This window comes from Reichenbachiella agariperforans, from assembly GCF_900142205.1.
In the GTDB taxonomy this organism is placed as follows: domain Bacteria; phylum Bacteroidota; class Bacteroidia; order Cytophagales; family Cyclobacteriaceae; genus Reichenbachiella; species Reichenbachiella agariperforans.
Genome location: NZ_FRAA01000005.1, coordinates 1 through 17431, shown reverse-complemented (window position 1 = coordinate 17431; position 17431 = coordinate 1). Strand labels below are relative to the sequence as shown.

Sequence of the window (17431 nt, the reverse complement as noted above, 5' to 3'; positions counted from 1 at the left end):
TATTAGGAGTGAATAAGAAATAGTTATCATCAAAGAGAGGGTTAAAGTTGTCGATTTAACTCTCTCTTTGATGATACAACATTAAAAATATGATAACTCTTATGCATCTTTTTTGATGATGTAGCCATTTGCTACGATGCGAAATTCTCTAAAAATTTTAGCAGTAGCCAGCTTGATGCTTCTGTCGGAGGTATCTTCTCCCTGAGAGAATACACCAGAAGCATAACCTTGCCAGACGGTTCGTCTTCTTTTCCTGTCGAAAAAAGATACGAGCATAGTGCCGTCATACATGTCGTACATCTGGTTATTGTATTCAGCAGTGATACTGTTGCTGGGGTCTTGTACTAGTTTGTCATCCACAAGGAGCCGTTCGCTCCAGTTGTCTGATACCCATTTGTCAAAACTGGGTTGGGCGTACCCTTTCATAGCAAAATTTTCAACAAATATTTTATATGTAATGAGTAGGTCAGGTTTTTCTGCGCTATAGCGATAGCCTTGAGCATGCATACGCGAAGCAATGGTTTTTTCGATTAGGTCTTTGTGGATGAGCGTGTCATTTTCAGCCATGATGATGAAATCAAATGTCTTGTATTTTTTGAATCGACCATTGTAACTATAGTCTGATTCGATGACGAAATCTTTTTGGCTGGAACAGGAAGAAACTAAAACGGAGGCAAGTAGAATGGCGAAAAAGAAGTGTTTTTTCATATTAAATCGGTTTAAGTTCTTGTAAATCAGACATAAGTTAGTTAAAACTAGAGCAAGAGTCAATAGCGGACTGGGGTTGAAATAAAAAAGAAATCTCATGTTTAATTCAAGCGAGTCATTTTGTAGTTTTGTTGAAACATTATTAGAACAAACATGTCCAAAGTATTAATTATAGGTGCAGGAGGAGTCGGTAGAGTAGTGGCTTTCAAGTGTGCACAAAACAGTGCGGTATTTACCGAGGTTTGTCTCGCCAGCCGAACCAAGTCCAAGTGTGATGTTATTGCAGCAGATATCAAAGTGGCTTTTGGCTATAGTATGTCGACTGCACAGGTGGATGCAGACAACGTGCCTGAGCTCGTCACACTGATCAACCAGATCAAGCCAGAGTTAGTGATCAATGTGGCATTGCCCTACCAAGACCTAACCATCATGGACGCATGTCTGGAGACAGGTGTCCACTATCTAGATACAGCGAACTATGAGCCGCAGGATGAGGCAAAATTTGAATACAGCTGGCAGTGGGCTTATCAGGACAAATTTAAAGCAGCAGGCTTGACTGCTGTGTTAGGGTGTGGTTTTGATCCGGGAGTGACTAGTATATATACTGCTTATGCAGCCAAGCATCATTTCGATGAGATCGAATACTTAGATATTGTGGATTGTAATGGTGGAGACCATGGTAAAGCGTTTGCTACTAACTTCAACCCAGAGATCAACATCCGTGAGGTGACCCAAAAAGGAAAATATTGGGAGAATGGAGATTGGGTAGAGACTGAGCCACACGAGATTAGACAAGAACTCAACTATCCTAATATTGGCGAACGTGCCAGCTACGTGATTTACCATGAGGAGCTAGAGTCTTTGGTTAAAAATTTTCCTTCCCTCAAGCGTGCGAGATTTTGGATGACATTCGGTGATGAGTATTTAACACATTTACGTGTGATTCAAAATATAGGTATGGCGAGCATAGAACCTATCAACTACGAAGGTAAGGAGATCGTGCCGTTGCAGTTTTTGAAGGCTGTATTGCCTGATCCAGGTAGCCTCGGAGACAACTATGTAGGAGAGACCTCCATCGGCTGTCGTATCAAGGGCAAAAAAGACGGAGAAGAAAAGACCTACTACGTTTATAACAACTGTAAGCATCAGGACGCATTTGACGAGACTGGCGCACAGGGCGTATCCTATACCACGGGAGTACCTGCCATGATAGGCGCTATGATGGTATTGACCAAAAAATGGACAGGAGCAGGTGTATTCAACGTAGAGGAGTTTAATCCAGACCCATTTATGGAGCAGTTGATGACTCAAGGGTTGCCTTGGCATGAGCAGCACAACGTGGACTTGGAAGTCCAGTAGGCATGAGTGATGCAAAAATTCCTTCTCCGTGTTTCGTACTCGAAGAAGAAAAACTCATTCGCAACCTCCAGTTGATCCGAAAGGTGAAAGATGCTGCTGGAGTAGATATTATTTTAGCCTTCAAAGGCTTTGCGATGTGGAGTGCGTTTCCTATCGTGAGACAATATATTCAGGGAGCTACGGCTAGCTCTCTGAATGAAGTTCTGCTGTGCAATGAACACATGCGTACCAAGGCGCACACCTACTGTGTGGCTTATGATCAAGAGTCATTTGTACAAATACTCAAGGGGTCTACGCATTTGACTTTCAATTCGCTCAGTCAGTTCCATCACTTTAAAGACCAATGTCAGGATAGCACTGTATCCATCGGCCTACGGATCAATCCCGAACAGTCTGATGTAGAGACGGACTTGTACAACCCCGCTTCGCCCCATTCTCGTCTAGGGATCACCGAATCGGAGTTGAAAGATGGACTGCCCGATGGGGTAGAGGGACTGCATTCGCATGTACTGTGCGAGAGTAGTTCGTATGCACTAGAGGAAGTGCTACAGGCTATAGAGGATAAATTTGGGCATTTATTGCCAGATGCTAAATGGCTTAATCTGGGCGGTGGACACCTCATGACCAGAACTGGATACGATACAGACCATTTGATCAAAATACTCAAAGCCTTCAAGAAGAAGCACGGTCTAGAGATTATACTAGAGCCAGGTAGCGCTTTTGCATGGGAGACAGGCTTTCTCAAAACAACTGTACTTGATGTGGTACAGCGCAATGGAGTGCGTACCGCCATCGTAGATGCGTCTTTCACATGCCACATGCCGGACTGTCTAGAGATGCCTTACCGACCTGCGATCGTTGAGGGTGAAAAAGAAGCTGGGGAGTCACCATTCCTGTATCGACTGGGAGGAGTGAGTTGCTTGGCTGGTGATTATCTAGAGGCTTATGGTTTTGATCGAGAGCTGAAAATTGGGGATACCATTACATTCTTAGATATGATACACTATACGATGGTGAAGACTTCTACCTTTAACGGCGTAGCGCATCCTGCTATAGGTATTTTGAATGTAGATGGAGACTTTGAACTGACCCGTGAGTTTGGTTACGATGACTTCAAAAACCGTCTTTCTTAGCGATTGATAATAATTTTTTGGGTGTTTGTTTGATTACCACTTCTGGTTTTGATCAAATAGACACCATTTTTTATTCCCTCAGTAGTGATTTGAGGGTGTGATCCTGAGCGCAGGACACTTCCAGACAGGTCTATGAGTTGGTACTCGTCTATGTCTCCTTCTATATATATGTAATCCTTAGCTGGGTTAGGGTATACCAGCAGTGATGTAGTAGTTTCTTGTGCACTTGACATAATGATGACATCATTGTCAGCGAAGATGCCGCGTATCATAGGAGATCCTGCTAAGTTCACCCTGTCATTTTGGAACCATTCTTCTCCTATTTTGTAGTACACTTTGTCTGCATTGTCGGTGTTTTTGTCCCAGCCATAAGGGACATAATCATTGGTAAACTGCTCTAGGGAGATGAAGAATTCTCCTGCGGGCAACACGATAGGTGTACTCAGTGTGAAGCGGGAGAATCGGTTGATAGAGTCAGCTAGGCTGACCCTGATCTCAACTCCCCCTTTGGTGTCTGCTACATTTCCTGATAGGGCCGTATAGATTCGTAGACTCAGTGTCGCGACATCAGGTTGTGGGTAGATCTGTGGAAAATAAATGTCAACATGAGTTAGGGTGTCTATTGAAGATAGCGTGTAAGACACAGCTAGTTCTCCAGAACTTTGGTTGATCCCCGCGGCGAATTCTGCAGAGCCATCGTCATAGGCGAGAGTTTCATGGATTTGAAAATAGAATCGTGTGGTGTCGTTGTTTTGGTAGGCGAGATCATCGTCACTGTTGTAAGCCAACTTTGCCTCTAGAAATAGAGAGTCTTGGTTTTGGGAGGGAAGCCAATCCGCCATCGTCATGCTACTTGTAACGTACATCTTATGATCATCCACACCATTCAAAATCAGCTGAGTTGTGCTCTGTGGTGTGTTATAGATGATGTTTTGGTTGACGGTATCTGTTATGGTAAGGAGGAACTCTGGATTGTTTTGCCCTGAGAAAAGCGAGTACAACCAAAACTCCGACCCCTTAAATATCGAATCAGGATAAGCGTAAAATTGATCAAATGGGATATTCGAATAGCGGCTAAAAATAGAGGTAGGCTGTGTCGAAATCGCATGATCTTTGATCGATTCCCCAGCTATCACACGCTCTTTGTCCAATAGGATATAATCCACATGCCATGTGTCATAAGGACCCGTTGGATTACCGTAGCTTTCGATTTTGAATTTGAATCCCTCATGAAATAGCAAAGGGTTATCTATATGGTAGCTGGCCTTTTGGAAGTTGTCAGAGGGTAGGGTAGGATCACCAGCAATTTTTCCATCAGTTGGGACAATCCATTTTTCGTCATTCGTATAGAACCTTACGATCAACGAATCATCACTTTGAGGAATCTCACCTAGGCCTTCTTGTTGCCAGTAAAAACTCAAATAGACGTTGTCTCCCTCGTCTAACCCTGACAAGTCTATCGGTTTAGATTCGAGCACATCGGTGATCGTACCTGTAGTCTCTGCACTGTATGGTGTTCCAGTTTGGTCTACACCATCGAATGTCGCCACATTGATGCTCGGCGGTACGATTGCCATGGTGGCATTGATCAGGACATCCTCTTTGGTGAGCCATAGATCACTACTGGCAGTGCCCCATGAAGTCGAAAAATCATCAAAGAATGGCAAGGTCAAAGTGTCACCTGCTGCATGAGTTCTTGCTTGGGGGATAGCGTTAGACTGGCCTCCGTGACCTATAGGTTTCAGCGTGATTTGTGCATGCAGCGTAGGAGATAGCCAAAAAGCGGCTATTCCGATCAATCCTACAATGATGTTTTTTGACTGCATGCTTTGTGTTTTTGTTACTCTGTAATTTCTAGGCTCGGGGTGTTTTCTAACGCCGCTGAATCCACTTCGACCACCCACAGGTCAATGCTTTGGCCTATTCTTGCGCTGAACCCTGCTTTTGGATTTTGTTTAAAGACCTTGCCTCCAGAGACTTTTAGTTTGGTGTAGGTTGTTTCGCCATCTTCACCTTCGGTTTCTTTGTTGTACGATCCTTCCTTCTCATAGTAGAGGTCTCCAACTTTCAGGCCATAGCCTCTCAATACAAATATGGCTTCATCGAGGTTTAGATTTTTCAGATTGAGCATTTGAAAATTCTGATTGCCCAGTCCATCACCTACTTCGAAATCTACTTGTGATCCTTTAGCGATTTCTTTTCCAGGTTCGATGATTTTACCTTCATGGTATTGGTCTAGGATAGTGTTGAGTGCAAAGTCAGGTTTGTAACGAATCTCACCGAGAGACAGTCCTAGACTTCTTAGTTCTAGCTGAGCGTTTTTGAGCGAACGTCCTTTGAGAGAAGGCATCTTAACCACTGGCGGCTTCTTAGCATTGAGAGTGACGTATATTTTTCTATTCTCTTTGACCTTTGCATTGGGCATTGGGAATTGTTTTAGGACCGCCATTGCGGGGTATTTGGCAGAGTAGCCCGAGTCTTTCTCCACTTCGTAGCGTAGGTCTCGATCTTCTAGAAACTCATCAAGATCATCCACCAAGATGCCTTCTAGGTTTGGTACAGAGAGGCTCTCGCCGTGATTGGTCACGAAGGGAAAGTAAATGTTGAAAACGGCATACACCAAAAATATCATGACAACTGCAGCGAGTCCAAGGTGGATCAAAAACTGCTTTTTGGTGGTCTTTTTCTTTTCTTCGATTTCTTCCATTGATCTGATGATTGTAAAAGAGCAAATTAATATCTATTTCCTATGTAAGGGAAATTATTTTGAAATAAACATCTAGGTCTTATTTCAAAACAAACTTATTGATAGTTTTGCCCATTATGGCAAATCAAAAAATCAACGTCGGTATTCTCTTTGGAGGAAAGTCAGCAGAACACGAAATCTCACTTCGATCTGCTAAAAATGTCATCGAAGCACTGGATCAGCAGCTTTATCATCCCGTATTGATAGGGATAGGAAAGGATGGCAAATGGCTGTACAATGATACCGCTCAGTTGATCGTCGGTACTGGTGAAGATTTGACTCTTAATGCTGACAGCCATGAAGTAGCACTTGTGCCACATAGCGCAGGTCAGCTTCGTTTCGTAGAGACGGGCAAACTGGCGGAGAAAGTAGATGCGGTGTTCCCGATACTGCACGGGCCATTAGGAGAGGACGGAGCGATGCAGGGATTGCTCAAACTGGCAGACGTGCCTTTCGTAGGGTGTGATGTACTGGGGTCTGCCGTAGGGATGGACAAAGATGTGATGAAGCGTATCCTACGTGATGCGGGGTTGCCGATAGGTAAATACATCGCCCTAAAATCTCATGAGACTCGTCCTACTTTCGAAGAGATCACAGAACAACTCGGTTTGCCCTGTTTTGTGAAGCCCGCCAATATGGGTTCTTCTGTCGGGATTAATCGTGCCGATACAAAAGAGCAATACCACCAAGCGCTAGACGAGGCATTTGCCTATGATAGAAAAATCGTCATCGAAGAATTCATCGAAGGCCGTGAAATTGAATGTGCGATCTTAGGAAACGAAGAACCAAAGGCATCCATCCCAGGTGAGATTTCGTTTTCGGCGAATTTCTATTCCTATGAGGCCAAATATCTGGACGATCAAGGATACCGCATCGATATCCCCGCTAAGATAACTGACGTGCAGATTGCTCAGATTCAGCAAATATCCATTGATACCTTTAAGGTGCTAGAGTGCGAAGGCTTCTCCAGAGTAGATGTGTTCCTCACCAAAGACAACCGTATACTGGTCAATGAAATCAATACCATTCCCGGTTTTACTAAAATCAGCATGTACCCGAAACTATGGGAAGCGACAGGTCTGACTTACACTAACCTCATCTCAAAACTCATCGATCTATCCATAGATAGACATCAGAAAGTTGCTGGGTTGAGAACCTCTATATGATATGACTGATCAGTAGTAAGGTTGAAGTTCCTGTATCGGTCTTGTTGTCGTAGAATAATCCAGTATTCATAGCACAAAAATATAATACGTCTCTTTGGACGATCAGGTATTACATGACGCTTAGTGTCTCAAGCTTTAATGATTGGTTTTGTGGTATTTTGGATATTCACCCTGTAGTTTCGCATCTTTAGCAATTTCATCCAAAAATGAACCACGAAGAATCGGCTATCAAGACCACCTACTTTAGTATAGCGGGCAATCTCGGTTTGGCTCTGATCAAAGGAGTCGCAGGACTTTTGGGCAATTCTTACGCGTTGATCGCAGACGCACTGGAGTCGACGACAGATGTATTTTCTTCTATATTGGTCTTGTTAGGGTTAAAGTATGCTAAGCGCCCCGCAGACAAAAATCACCCCTATGGTCATGGCAAGATAGAACCTTTGGTAACCTTTATGGTCGTTGGATTTTTGGTCATCTCGGCTGGGATTATTGCCTACGAGAGTATTCTACATATACAGACCCCGCACAAAGTACCCAAGGTATGGACGCTCTATGTACTTGCTGCGATCATCGTCTGGAAGGAAATATCCTATCGCATAGTGATCAAGAAAAGTAAAGAAACCAACAGCTCCTCGCTCCGAGCAGATGCGTGGCACCACCGTAGTGACGCCATTACTTCGGTGACGGCATTTGTAGGGATTGCTATTGCGCTGATATTCGGGCCGGGATACGAGACAGCTGACGATTGGGCTGCACTTTTGGCCTCTGGCTTCATATTATACAATAGCTTCTTGATTTTTCGTCCTGCGCTTGGTGAGATTATGGATGAGCACCGCTATGATGATTTGATTGATGAGATTAGAGAGGTCTCCCTGACGGTCAAAGGAATCAAGGATACAGAAAAGTGCCGCATTAGAAAATCTGGGATGAAGTATCACGTCGATCTGCATGCGATAGTGGATGGAGAATTGACGGTACGGAGAGGACATGATCTAGCCCATGAGTTGCAAGATGCACTGCACGCAGCGATCCCTACGTTGGGGTTGATCTCGATACATGTCGAGCCTACGGCAAGATAGACTTTGGGTCGATCGATACTCTATATATTGACATGTTAAATTTATCACAAGAAAAACTCTACAATAGTCTGTGGATTGGGCTAAACTCACCTTATTTTTACTTCTGTTGTTAGACTAATTGTATCATTTAAACCTGTTTTATCCTATATGGATCATCTCAAGAATCTAAGACCTATCAAGAAGCTCCTAGTAGCCAACCGAGGGGAAATTGCCATCAGAATATTGCGTGCCGCTAACGAACTCGAAATCCGAACCGTAGCGATGTACACCTATGAGGATCGCTATTCTCTCCATCGATACAAAGCAGACGAAGCGTACCAAATCGGTTCGGATGATGATCCTCTCAAGCCGTATTTGGATATCGATGAGATCATCGCAGTAGCCAAGGCCAATGACGTAGACGCTATCCACCCAGGGTATGGTTTCTTGTCAGAGAATGTGACTTTTGTCCGTAAGATTCAAGAAGCGGGAATAATTTTCGTTGGGCCAGATCCAGAAGTAATGGAACGGTTGGGAGACAAAGTAGCTGCGAAGAAAATCGCCATCGCTGCTGAGGTACCTGTGATCGAAGATAGCCAGGAGGATATTACGTCAGTGGAGATCGCCATGAAGGAAGCCAAACGTATTGGTTTCCCAGTGATGGTCAAAGCGGCTGCTGGTGGTGGTGGACGTGGTATGCGTGTAGTACGCGAAGAGTCTAAACTTGCGCAGTCTTTCAGTGAAGCACGGAAAGAAGCTTTGATGGGGTTTGGAGACGATACGATATTCATCGAAAAATTCATTGACAACCCCAAGCATATCGAAGTGCAAATCATGGGGGATAGGCATGGCAATTTGATTCACCTCTTTGAGAGAGACTGCTCGGTACAGCGTCGCTTTCAGAAGGTGGTTGAGGTCGCTCCTTGTATTTCGATCAAACAAGAAACCAAAGACAAACTCTATAAATACGCGCTCAATATCACAAAATCTGTGGAGTACAGCAATGTGGGTACGGTAGAGTTTTTGGTGGATCAAGAAGAAAATATCTACTTCATCGAAGTAAATCCACGAGTGCAAGTGGAGCACACAATCACTGAAGAAGTGACGGGTGTTGATATTGTCCGTTCGCAGATATTGATCGCGATGGGACACAAACTTTCCGACAAGGAGATTTTCATCAAGTCACAAGAGGATGTAGAATGTCATGGCTATGCAATCCAGTGCCGTATCACGACAGAGGACCCTGCTAACAACTTTAGCCCTGACTATGGACGGGTGATCGCTTACCGTAGTGCCAGTGGATTTGGGATTCGTCTCGATGCGGGCAACTGCTACTCGGGGGTGAATATTTCACCCTTCTTTGATTCGATGCTGGTGAAGGTGAGCTCATGGGGTAGAACGCTCGAAGGAGCGTCTCAGCGTCTCAGTAGAGCGCTCAAAGAATTTAGAATCCGTGGAGTCAAGACCAATATTGGTTTTGTCAACAAGGTGATCACGCACCCTGAGTTCTACAAAGGGAAAGCAACGGTCAAGTTCATCGAGGAACATCCAGAACTATTTGATATGCCGCGTCGCAAGGATAGCGGTACCAAACTGCTCCGCTACCTCGGCAACATCTCTGTCAATGGGAATCCAGATGTGAAGCGTGTAGATGAGCAAAAAGTCTTTAGAGCACCCATCATTCCTGAGTTTGACAAAGCAGGTGCGTACCCTGAGGGTACTAAAGACAAACTCACTGCATTGGGCAGGGAGGGATTTGTGGATTGGTTGAAGAACGATACTAAAATTCACTATACCGACACGACTTTTAGAGACGCGCACCAGTCGCTATTGGCGACTCGTATGCGTACGCAAGATATGCTCAAAGTCGCAGAGGGCTTTGCGAAGAATCACCCGAACATCTTCTCGATGGAAGTGTGGGGTGGAGCGACTTTCGATGTGTGTATGCGTTTCTTGAACGAAAACCCATGGGAGCGATTGAAATTGCTACGAGCGGCTATGCCTAACGTACTGCTCCAGATGCTGTTTAGAGGATCGAATGGTGTGGGCTACAAAGCCTATCCAGACAACCTCGTAGAGAAGTTCATCGAGAAGTCCTGGGAGAATGGCATGGATGTATTCAGGATTTTTGATTCACTCAACTGGATAGAGGCCATGAAGGTCAGCATCAAGGCTGTAACGGAAAGAACAGGTGCGCTGGCCGAAGGGTGTATCTGCTATACAGGGGATGTATTCGAGAACAACTCAAAATACAACTTGGACTACTACCTCACACTCGCAAGACAACTCGAAGACGAGGGTGTACACATGCTGGCTATCAAGGACATGGCAGGTCTACTCAAACCTAAGAGTGCAGAGCTGCTAATCACCGAATTGAAGAAGGCGGTGGATCTACCGATTCACTTGCATACACATGACACATCATCCATACAGTCAACAACTTATCACTCAGCAGTCAATGCAGGGGTGGACGTGGTAGACTTGGCATTGGGCTCTATGTCAGGGTTGACTTCTCAGCCCAACTTCAACTCCTTCTTACACGTGATGGAAGGGCATGAGAGAGCGCATCAGTTTGATGTGAAATCACTCAACGACTATTCTAATTATTGGGAGGATGTACGTGAGTATTACTACCCGTTCGAGTCTGGATTGAAAGCTGGAAACGCTGAAGTCTACGACCATGAGATCCCAGGAGGACAGTACAGCAACTTACGTCCACAGGCCGAATCGTTGGGCTTGGGGGACAAGTTTCAAGAAGTGAAAAAGAACTACGCCATCGTCAATAAGATGTTTGGAGACCTTGTCAAAGTAACCCCATCTTCTAAGGTGGTCGGTGACATGGCGATTTATATGACCTCTAACAACCTAACTCCAGAGGATGTGATGACCAACAAGTCATTGTCATTCCCAGAGTCGGTAGTGAGTTTATTCAAAGGAGAGCTTGGTCAGCCGGCAGGTGGCTTCCCGATGGAGCTGTCAAAGGTGATACTAAAAGGGGAGAAGCCCTTTACCGAGCGTCCCAATGCACATCTAGAGCCAATCGATTTTGATGTAGAGATGAAGGCGTTTCAGGAGGAGTTCGACGAGTACTGTGACGAACTAGACTTCTTGTCATTCAAACTCTACCCCAAAGTATTCAAAGATTTCTACAACAGATGGAAGATGTTTGGCGAGGTGATGAAGTTACCTACTAGAGCTTTCTTCTTTGGATTGAAAGAAAACGAAGAGATTTTGGTAGAGCTGGAAAAAGGAAAGTCTATCATCATCAAGTTCTTATACCAGTCCAAACCAGATGAGTCTGGTCAGTGTGATGTGTATTTTGAGCTCAATGGCCAGACACGAATGATTCGCGTATTGGATCAAAACCAGACTGCAGCTAAGCCTGCACACAAAAAGGCCGAGGGAGACCATGAGATCGGTGCTCCGATCCCAGGTAAGTTGGTTGATATCCGTGTCAAAGTAGGAGACAAAGTGAAGGACAATGATCCGCTATTCGTGATCGAAGCGATGAAGATGGAAACAACTATTACTGCTACAGAAAGTGCAGTAGTAAAGCGTGTTCATTTGACGGCTGGTGATCTCGTAGAATCTAATGATTTAGTGATAGAATTCGAATAAGATAATAATTACACAAAAGGCCTGACCTGTTTCACTCCATAAGGATAGAGATGGGTCAGGCCTTTGTTTTACCCAAAGTATATCAATATGAAAATGAAGAATGTAGCCATAGTTCTAATCGTATTATCTGCATGTAACACACCAAAACCAGAAGCAGTGAGTGTGGAGTTTAATGATTTGAAAGCAGAAGTGATTACCATACACGATGAGGCTATGGCCGAGATGGGGACTATCATGCGTCTTAAAAAGGAGTTGGCCGCAGAGCTAGATAGCACAGCTATAGATAGTACTGCTGTGGTCGCGATAGAGGATTTAGAGGCTGCACATGAGGGTATGATGGTTTGGATGAGAGGGTTCTCTGACGCATTTACAGGCGAAGAATTGCTCAACGGATTACCCGAACAGTTTGACACGGAAGAAGCTAAAGCTGAGGCAGAACAAAAACTTGACGCACTTAAAGCACAAGAGGCTAGTGTTAAAAAAATGAATGAAATGATAAAAAATAGCATCTCTCAGGCGAAAGCTACGTTACAGGGGAAGTAAATAACATCACTCGCCTGAGTGGTACACGATTTGATTAAAAAAACATTTTACATGCTATTAACGATTATTGGCTCATCAATCGCCCTATTGGCTATTGGTGGGTTTTTATTTGTCCAATTTAGCCCTGAGTTTGGTGGCAAGGCCGGCAAAACAGACTTAGAAAAATATGCCCAGTTGGATCACTATGAGAATGGTTCGTTTGTCAACTTGATTCCCACTTCGATGGATATGGGATTTAAATCCTTCGTTAGTATTCTCAGAGATCAGTTCAAAAATGATCCTAAGCGTGCACCCGTTCCTAAACTCCACACGGGCAAACTGGACTCTTTAGATATAGTAGGGAATGAAAAGACAAGAGTTACTTGGTTTGGGCATTCGGCCTTATTGTTAGAGATAGATGGGGCTAAGATCATGATTGATCCGATGCTAGGGGATGTTCCCGCTCCACATCCATGGTTGGGCAAAAGTCGATTTGTGGATGATTTACCGATAGCCATCGAAAAACTACCGCACCTAGATGCAGTTATTATTTCTCATGATCATTACGATCATTTGGACTATGGTTCTATCAAAAAGCTGAAAGACAAAGTGGACAGATTCTATGTCCCGCTTGGAGTTGATAAACATCTCGTCGCTTGGGGAGTAGAGCCCTCTCGGATTGAAGCCTTAGATTGGTGGGACGAAACTAAACTGAATGATATTCATTTGGCTTTCACGCCATCGCGTCATTTTTCCGGTAGAGGGCTAACTGATCGCAATGCCTCTCTCTGGGGGTCTTGGGTGATCAAGGGAAAAGAAGATAACATCTACTTTAGTGGAGATGGTGGATATGGACCTCACTTCAAAGAAATAGGAGAGAAGTATGGTCCTTTTGACTTTGCGATGGTAGAGTGTGGGCAGTATGATCCGCGTTGGAGGCAAATCCACATGATGCCAGAGGAAAGCGTAATGGCTGGCCAAGATGTGCAAGCTAAAGTAATCATGCCGATTCACTGGGGAGCTTTTGTGTTGGCGTTTCATGACTGGAGAGATCCTGTGCAACGGGCTGAGAAAAAGGCCATAGAGCTGGGCATACCGCTGATAGCACCTCAGATTGGCTTACCCTTTACGATGGACTCTTTACAAACGGATTTTCCTCGCTGGTGGGATCAGGCAAAAGCCTTAAATTAGCCAGATGAAGAAATTGATTTTCCTTTTCATCGTATTATGGGTGGGAGGTAGTGCTAGTCTCCTTGCTCAAAACGACCAAGTCGTGTTATCCGAAACGATTACTTGGTTGGAAAGGAAAATCAATATCACTTATTTCAATGCACAAACCAATGAATGGTGGAGCAACCGTTTCTTTTACAATTCAGAAACAGGTGTCATTAATATCAAAAACACTTCATCGGATGTGCCGTCCTTTCTGAATAGAAAGAGCTACTATGATCGCAAAGTATTGCTGTCAGATCTGGATGCCAGTAGCATCAAGGTACATGATGTGAATGAAGATCAGGGACGCATCGTCTATGGTCAAGTGGTTCAGGTAAATGTCATCGGCAATCAAAAAAAGATACAGCGTATCAAGAATGATAGACCGTCATTCAACGAATTCTTTCTCCAAATACCTGTCCCACATACTTATGACAGCCTTCATGTCACAGCTGACTCTATCAAAGTTAAGTTGGCCTTGGCGATAGAACTATCTTCCAAGATCAAACCGACAGACGATGAAGAGCAGAATGCCCATACGGTGTTGTCCATGCTGCATGGAGAGTTCAAAGGCACAGATGAGACGGTCATTCGTTTTACACGAATTCAGGATAATGCTTTCGAGATCGAGCAAAAGAACGGAGATCAGTATGTGAAAGAAGGTTTGATTGGCTTTGATGAAGTCAACAATAACTTCTACCAATGGACCATCAACAAGGGGCAGCGTGAGCGGCTGACATTAGCAATCAAATCAACCGAAAAAGTATATCTAGAAAATTCTGATGGTGGTTATACGATCAGTATCCATGGTACAAATCACTTCTCTATTACAGAGGATGGAGTTCATGCCGACTTTTATAGACAGGAGGATTGACAAAGAAGCTAGTTGAGTAGCTGCTTTATTACATTCATTAGTTTAGACTCTTCAAATACCCAGAGCGCTTGTGCGCTAGGCGTAGCAGGCTGTTGTTTTACTTCTGTTAAGAAAGCTAGTGTCATTTCTCTCTCAGGTTTATTGAAGTCCAAAGCCAAACCTTTCCCTTCTGCTTGGATGAAAGGTGACCAATAGCTACCCGTTTCGTACAACATCGCTAGTCCATTGGCAGCATATTCATAGACTTTGGTGGGCATACAGTGGACATTGCTAGGATTGGTGCGATAACTAACGACCCCTACATCTGCTCTTGATATAGCGGCTTGAATCTCACGGTATGGCAATGGGGTTAGGGAGATGTTTAGACTCAGCCATTGGTGGTCTATTTGCAATAACTCTTCGTACAAGGTTCTATTCGAACAGTGCCCGATTACTTCCAAATGTAGATGCGGTTGGTTCAAAATTTTGACCAGCTCGATCGCTGTCTTGACGCCTGTATTTTCTGAAATCGTCCCACTAAAAAGCAGTCTTGTTTCCTTTGTTTTTCCCTCTCTAATGATAGGTGTTGTATCGGGTTTTAGTGCTTTGTTTTCTAAGACCGTATATCGATTTCTCAAAAAAGGAAGTTCGTTGGCGTAGCACTTTTCTGCTAAGATAAAGTGCGAGATGAAAGGTGCGGATGCAGTTTCAATCAGCCGAATCCCCCAGGCGAACAGATGTTTGACTACAGGAGGGTAGATCTGTTGGTGCCATAGGTTTCTGTAGTAGTTTTCTTGGATATCATAGACGGTTTTCGTACCAAATATTATTTGGCACACAATTGTAACTGGCAGTAATTCAGGAGAGTTAATGATTACTAGTTTGGGTCTCAGTTTAAGTAGCTTTTTAAAGACTACCCAAGGCTGAATAAATCTAGGAAGACTTAATCTACTATAGTTTTTAGAGGGGTGGAAAATGATGGTGTCACTTGACGAATGTTGTGCTTTGGATGGATACCCGATCAGGTGGATGGGGAGTGGACATGACTTAGCAATTGATTTGGCCAGCTTATGATAGGAGCGGATATCGTCTACGGGTTTGAGCAGGGAAATGATTGCTATTTTTTCCTTCGGCATGAAATCAAATGTATGTAATATTGCGGAGCTTTTACCCGCTAATGATACTTAGTCACTTTTTAAATTTAATACCAAAGATAAGATGGAAGACATCAAGAAACTAGTAGAGGATACTTGGGAAGACAGATCGAAATTGAGCCAGCCAGAAGTGGTGCAGGCTATAGAATATGTAATCGAAGAATTGGACAAAGGTAGATTGAGAACTGCCGAGCCTACTGCAGACGGATGGCAAGTCAATGACTGGGTAAAGAAAGCGGTGATTATGTATTTCCCATTGAGAAAAATGGAGAAGATAGAGGTTGGGCCATTTGAGTTTCATGATAAAATGGCGCTCAAAAAAGACTATGACAAGCTCGGTGTTCGTGTAGTCCCTCACGCAGTAGCGAGATATGGCGCGTACATCTCGGCGGGTACGATATTGATGCCTTCGTATGTCAACATCGGTGCGTATGTCGACGAAGGAACGATGGTCGATACATGGGCTACTGTAGGTAGCTGTGCACAGATTGGCAAGAATGTTCACCTCAGTGGTGGTGTAGGAATCGGCGGTGTACTAGAACCAGTTCAGGCATCTCCTGTGATCATCGAGGACAATGCCTTCATCGGATCACGATGCATCGTAGTAGAAGGTGTGAGAGTAGGAAAAGAAGCTGTACTAGGATCAGGAGTCAACTTGACGATGAGTTCGAAAGTGATCGATGTGACGGGTGACGAACCTGTGGAGTACAAAGGCTATGTACCTGAGCGCTCTGTTGTGATTCCAGGTTCTTATGCCAAGAAATTTCCTGCTGGCGAATACAACGTTCCGTGTGCAATCATCATTGGTAAAAGAAAAGAGAGTACTGACAAAAAGACCTCTCTTAATGATGCACTACGTGACAACAGTGTAGCTGTCTAACAACATATTATGAAGCAATTTCTAAGTCTAATTCTCCTGTTCTCAAGTCTGTTTGCTGTGGCTTCTGAAAAAGTTACATTCAAAGCAGCGGATGGAGTCGAGGTGGTGGCGGACTTACACATGTCTCATCCCAAATCTGCTCCTCTGATTGTCCTGTTTCATCAGGCAGGGTGGAGTAGAGGAGAGTACTTGGAAATTGCTCCTACCTTGAACCGACTAGGGTATAATTGCCTAGCAGTCGATCTACGCTCTGGTAATCTCGTCAATGGTATCCGCAACGAAACCCATCAACATGCCAAGGCTCAGATGCGTCAGACACGCTATGTGGATGCTCATCAAGACATAGAAGCGGCGGTCAGCTACGCAAAGAGCCTCACTACGGGCAAGCTATTGATATGGGGTAGTAGCTATTCCTCAGCATTAGTGATCAAATATGCCGGAGACAACCCAGATGTGATACAAGCAGTATTATCATTTTCTCCTGGAGAGTATTTCCGTTCGCAAGGCAAACCCGAGGATTGGATTACCCAAAGCGCTAAGCAGATCACGTGTCCCGTATTTATCACTTCAGCCCGCAATGAAAAACCGAATTGGGAAGCCATATATGAAGCGATTCCAGTAGATGGGAAGATGAATTTCTTGCCTGAGACTTTAGGCAACCACGGGTCGAGTGCTTTGTGGGTGCGCTACGATGACCATGAAGCGTATTGGACAGCAGTAGTTTCTTTTCTGAAGTCCCTTGAAAAGTAGATAGCGGGGGGATATTCTGGCACTTCTTCGAATGATCGATTGACTGTACTTTGATATCATAATGAGCTTGCGCAAGGTCAGGCACGTCCTTGTGCAAGAAGGGAGGCGCCCTTGCGCAAGACAGAAGCCATGCTTGCGCAAGCTGCACAAAAGGTATCGGTTGACTTGTGGTGTTTATCATGTACTAGATCACCACCCTATGCGAGGGGCTCGTGATATATTCTGGTGAGTTCGATGACAAGAGCCTCATCCCGACCAGACAGGGTCAAGGC

Annotated in this window: 14 protein-coding genes; 10 read left to right on the top strand and 4 right to left on the bottom strand. The window is 44.3% G+C overall.

What is annotated here, in order from left to right; translation table 11 throughout:
* Positions 1-99: 99 nt before the first annotated feature.
* Entirely contained in the window at positions 100-708 is a 609-nt protein-coding gene (locus BUB99_RS13225) for a DUF4136 domain-containing protein (RefSeq protein ID WP_073123019.1), read from the bottom strand.
* A 153-nt stretch (positions 709-861) separates the two neighbouring features.
* On the opposite strand from BUB99_RS13225, the gene BUB99_RS13220 reads away from it, so the two are divergent.
* A complete protein-coding gene (locus tag BUB99_RS13220) occupies positions 862-2067 on the top strand; it encodes a saccharopine dehydrogenase family protein (protein ID WP_073123017.1) in 1206 nt (401 codons plus the stop codon).
* 2 nt (positions 2068-2069) lie between these two features.
* Complete coding sequence (gene nspC, locus BUB99_RS13215; RefSeq protein ID WP_073123015.1) at positions 2070-3200, top strand: carboxynorspermidine decarboxylase; 1131 nt, start codon at positions 2070-2072, stop codon at positions 3198-3200.
* Here the strand turns inward: nspC and BUB99_RS13210 are convergent.
* On the bottom strand, positions 3197-5026 hold the full coding sequence (locus BUB99_RS13210) for a T9SS type A sorting domain-containing protein (protein WP_073123013.1): 1830 nt from the start codon (positions 5024-5026) through the stop codon (positions 3197-3199). The two genes, nspC and BUB99_RS13210, sit on opposite strands and share 4 nt — an antisense overlap.
* A gap of 14 nt (positions 5027-5040) precedes the next feature.
* Positions 5041-5907 (bottom strand): PASTA domain-containing protein, encoded by an 867-nt coding sequence (locus BUB99_RS13205; protein WP_073123011.1) that lies wholly within the window; start codon positions 5905-5907, stop codon positions 5041-5043.
* 116 nt (positions 5908-6023) lie between these two features.
* On the opposite strand from BUB99_RS13205, the gene ddlA reads away from it, so the two are divergent.
* The 6 genes from ddlA (at position 6024) to BUB99_RS13175 (ending at position 14396) form a co-directional block, all read left to right on the top strand.
* The gene (ddlA, locus tag BUB99_RS13200) at positions 6024-7112 is read left to right on the top strand and encodes a D-alanine--D-alanine ligase (protein ID WP_073123009.1); all 1089 of its coding nucleotides are present in this window, start codon (positions 6024-6026) and stop codon (positions 7110-7112) included.
* A gap of 206 nt (positions 7113-7318) precedes the next feature.
* Entirely contained in the window at positions 7319-8191 is an 873-nt protein-coding gene (locus BUB99_RS13195) for a cation diffusion facilitator family transporter (protein ID WP_073123007.1), read from the top strand.
* A gap of 147 nt (positions 8192-8338) precedes the next feature.
* Positions 8339-11788, top strand: a complete 3450-nt coding sequence (locus BUB99_RS13190; protein ID WP_073123005.1) for a pyruvate carboxylase — start codon at positions 8339-8341, stop codon at positions 11786-11788.
* A gap of 87 nt (positions 11789-11875) precedes the next feature.
* Positions 11876-12331 (top strand): hypothetical protein, encoded by a 456-nt coding sequence (locus BUB99_RS13185; RefSeq protein WP_073123003.1) that lies wholly within the window; start codon positions 11876-11878, stop codon positions 12329-12331.
* A gap of 51 nt (positions 12332-12382) precedes the next feature.
* Positions 12383-13501, top strand: coding sequence for an MBL fold metallo-hydrolase (locus BUB99_RS13180; RefSeq protein ID WP_073123001.1), 1119 nt, complete (start codon positions 12383-12385; stop codon positions 13499-13501).
* 4 nt (positions 13502-13505) lie between these two features.
* Positions 13506-14396: a hypothetical protein gene (locus BUB99_RS13175; RefSeq protein ID WP_073122999.1), complete on the top strand. Its 891-nt coding sequence runs from the start codon at positions 13506-13508 to the stop codon at positions 14394-14396.
* An 8-nt stretch (positions 14397-14404) separates the two neighbouring features.
* Here BUB99_RS13175 and BUB99_RS13170 read toward each other — a convergent pair whose 3' ends face one another.
* On the bottom strand, positions 14405-15511 hold the full coding sequence (locus BUB99_RS13170; protein WP_073122997.1) for a glycosyltransferase family protein: 1107 nt from the start codon (positions 15509-15511) through the stop codon (positions 14405-14407).
* Between the two features lie 82 nt (positions 15512-15593).
* Here BUB99_RS13170 and BUB99_RS13165 point away from each other — a divergent pair, with 82 nt between their 5' ends.
* Together BUB99_RS13165 and BUB99_RS13160 are read left to right on the top strand one after the other, a co-directional pair.
* A complete protein-coding gene (locus BUB99_RS13165; protein ID WP_073122996.1) occupies positions 15594-16409 on the top strand; it encodes a 2,3,4,5-tetrahydropyridine-2,6-dicarboxylate N-succinyltransferase in 816 nt (271 codons plus the stop codon).
* A gap of 9 nt (positions 16410-16418) precedes the next feature.
* The gene (locus tag BUB99_RS13160) at positions 16419-17159 is read left to right on the top strand and encodes an alpha/beta hydrolase (protein ID WP_084190548.1); all 741 of its coding nucleotides are present in this window, start codon (positions 16419-16421) and stop codon (positions 17157-17159) included.
* Positions 17160-17431: the final 272 nt, after the last annotated feature.

Excerpts from the sequence above, each read along its gene's own strand:
- BUB99_RS13195 (WP_073123007.1), top strand. The coding sequence starts at position 7,319 with ATGAACCACGAAGAATCGGCTATCAAGACCACCTACTTTAGTATAGCG.
- BUB99_RS13225 (WP_073123019.1), bottom strand. The coding sequence starts at position 708 with ATGAAAAAACACTTCTTTTTCGCCATTCTACTTGCCTCCGTTTTAGTT.
- BUB99_RS13190 (WP_073123005.1), top strand. The coding sequence starts at position 8,339 with ATGGATCATCTCAAGAATCTAAGACCTATCAAGAAGCTCCTAGTAGCC.
- BUB99_RS13160 (WP_084190548.1), top strand. The coding sequence starts at position 16,419 with ATGAAGCAATTTCTAAGTCTAATTCTCCTGTTCTCAAGTCTGTTTGCT.
- BUB99_RS13185 (WP_073123003.1), top strand. The coding sequence starts at position 11,876 with ATGAAAATGAAGAATGTAGCCATAGTTCTAATCGTATTATCTGCATGT.
- BUB99_RS13220 (WP_073123017.1), top strand. The coding sequence starts at position 862 with ATGTCCAAAGTATTAATTATAGGTGCAGGAGGAGTCGGTAGAGTAGTG.
- BUB99_RS13170 (WP_073122997.1), bottom strand. The coding sequence starts at position 15,511 with ATGCCGAAGGAAAAAATAGCAATCATTTCCCTGCTCAAACCCGTAGAC.
- ddlA (WP_073123009.1), top strand. The coding sequence starts at position 6,024 with ATGGCAAATCAAAAAATCAACGTCGGTATTCTCTTTGGAGGAAAGTCA.
- BUB99_RS13180 (WP_073123001.1), top strand. The coding sequence starts at position 12,383 with ATGCTATTAACGATTATTGGCTCATCAATCGCCCTATTGGCTATTGGT.
- nspC (WP_073123015.1), top strand. The coding sequence starts at position 2,070 with ATGAGTGATGCAAAAATTCCTTCTCCGTGTTTCGTACTCGAAGAAGAA.
- BUB99_RS13165 (WP_073122996.1), top strand. The coding sequence starts at position 15,594 with ATGGAAGACATCAAGAAACTAGTAGAGGATACTTGGGAAGACAGATCG.
- BUB99_RS13210 (WP_073123013.1), bottom strand. The coding sequence starts at position 5,026 with ATGCAGTCAAAAAACATCATTGTAGGATTGATCGGAATAGCCGCTTTT.
- BUB99_RS13175 (WP_073122999.1), top strand. The coding sequence starts at position 13,506 with ATGAAGAAATTGATTTTCCTTTTCATCGTATTATGGGTGGGAGGTAGT.
- BUB99_RS13205 (WP_073123011.1), bottom strand. The coding sequence starts at position 5,907 with ATGGAAGAAATCGAAGAAAAGAAAAAGACCACCAAAAAGCAGTTTTTG.